General features: G+C 70.1%; 1 protein-coding gene. It reads right to left on the bottom strand.

Annotation, left to right across the window (positions count from 1 at the left end):
• On the bottom strand, positions 1-623 hold a 623-nt coding region (mftE, locus tag MXD58_RS27310; RefSeq protein ID WP_250610880.1), incomplete at its 3' end, for a mycofactocin biosynthesis peptidyl-dipeptidase MftE.
• Between the last annotated feature and the right edge of the window lie 910 nt (positions 624-1,533).

Below are 1,533 nucleotides of genomic sequence, written 5' to 3'. Positions count from 1 at the left end.
GCGGCGGACGCGCCGGCCGGGTCGCCGAGGACCCCCGACGGGCTGAGCGCGGCGACCCCCTGGGCGACGAGGTCGGCGAGCGCCGGCGCGGGCCCGGCCGCCGCCTTGTCCAGACGCACGAGCTCGGGGGCCAGATGCAGGAGCAGTGATGTCTCCGCGCGGCCGGCGTGGAGATCACCGGCGGCGCCGGGTACGCCGACGGCGTCCGAGAGCGCGACGGTCGGCGTCCACACCCGCAGGGGACGGCCCTCCGAGACCAGCACCTTGCTGGCCGAGCGCAGCGCGTCCGCGTTGCCGCCGTGCCCGTTGACCACGAACACGCCCCCGGCCGTGTCGTCGGCCGATCGGACGAGCTCCACGAGCGCGAGGGCGAGCACCTCGGTGCCCAGCGAGAGCATGCCGGGAAAGCCGGCGTGCTCACCGCTGGCGCCGAACGCCAGCGCGGGCGCGACGAGCAGGGGAGCCAGCCGCGAGCCCAGCCCCTGGGCGACGGCCTCGGCGATCCGGGTGTCGGTGTCCAGGGGTAGGTGCGGGCCATGCTGCTCGGTACTGCCGAGTGGCAGAACGAGGACGGGCCGCTCGCCGCTGAGTTCCGGCCAGGCGGCCCGGCCGAGAGTCACCACCCGCTGCGCCTCCCGCCGTGGCTGTCGCCGCCCGCCGCGGCCGGCCGCCGAGGGGCGGGGCCGTCGGACGCGGACTGGCGCGAACCCATCCCAGCATGGGGCCGGCGGCCGGTCGACAGCTGCGCGCCGGATCGCGGGCCTGGCCGGTGCGATGGCGGTGACGCCCCGGCGGACCAGGCGCGCCCCCCGGTGATCCCCGTGGGCACGACGACGAAGTGAGGCGGCATGGAGGTTTGGGTCCGCGAAGGAGGGGCAGACCAGTGCTGGGCCTGGGAGTTGGTGGGCTTGCTGGGCGGGAACGGCGCCAACGAGCCAGGCGTTGAACCCGAAGTAGCGGCCTACCGCGGTGGGCCGGGCAGGTAGGACCACGTCGGCCGCGCACGCGGCCCGGCCCGTGGCGCACCGTTCGTCGGTGGTGGCGGAAAGTTATCGCCGCGTGCCCGTTCGCAGCGGCTCTCCTCGTGTATAGTTCTCCTTCGTCGCCCACTGAACTTTCGAGTTCGAGGTCGCGCAGGACCAAATCTCCTCCGAGGGGGCACAGACCCCCCGAGGAAACGGGCCGCGGACGGTGCGATAAGGTGTGAAAGTGGCAATCGCCAGCCGGTTCTGGGAGAAATTCCAGCGGCTGAGAGGATTTGACACCATCAAGCCAAAGCCTGTAACTTAGCAACATCGCACGAAATCAGCGGGAAATACCACGGTGATTCGGGCGAGTTCGGAAACGCCAGATCGACCGGCTTCAAAATCGCACAAAACAGCGATTTGACACCGACCGAAACGGCAAGTAAGTTAAAGAAGCGCCAGAGCAAAGCCTAAACGGTAGCGAACTGGCCGCGTCTGCTCCTTGAGAACTCAACAGCGTGCCGATTGTCAGTGCCAAATATGTTTGACCCCGTTCATGGCCTGGCTG

This window comes from Frankia sp. AgKG'84/4 (assembly GCF_023242965.2).
Taxonomy (GTDB): Bacteria; Actinomycetota; Actinomycetes; order Frankiales; family Frankiaceae; genus Frankia.
This window is presented reverse-complemented; position numbering and strand designations above follow the sequence as displayed.